The organism is Methylobacterium sp. D54C, from assembly GCF_053345595.1.
In genome coordinates this window covers 1-320 of sequence record NZ_JBKFAK010000167.1, presented here as the reverse complement: position 1 = coordinate 320, position 320 = coordinate 1, and the positions used below count along the sequence as shown (strand labels likewise).

The window sequence follows — 320 nt, the reverse complement described above, 5'->3', positions numbered from 1 at the left end:
CGCCGAAGGCCAGCCCCGCCTGGCGGCTGCGCCAGCGGCGGAAGATCCCCATGGCCGCATCGCAGCCGACCAGTGTGTTGTCGGTGTCGCAGACGAGCAGTTGCCGGGGTGTCTGTATGGACGGCTCCGCGGCCAGCAGCGCGCGCAGCAGCACGTGATAGCGCGCGGCGTGCCGGCCCCAGTCGTAGGCCGCCCCCGCCCGGGCGCCGCCGGCCACGCAGCGCGCGTAGAGGGCCGGATCGCCCAGGATCTGCAGGCAGGCCTCGGCGATCGCCCCGGGGGTGCGGGGATCGACCAGGAGTCCGTTGCCGCAGGTCTCG

1 protein-coding gene is annotated in these 320 nt (G+C 75.0%); it reads right to left on the bottom strand.

Translation table 11 applies throughout. The features are described from left to right. The coding region (locus ACLBYB_RS33005) for a glycosyltransferase (protein ID WP_447701406.1) at window positions 1-320 on the bottom strand (320 nt) is incomplete at both ends.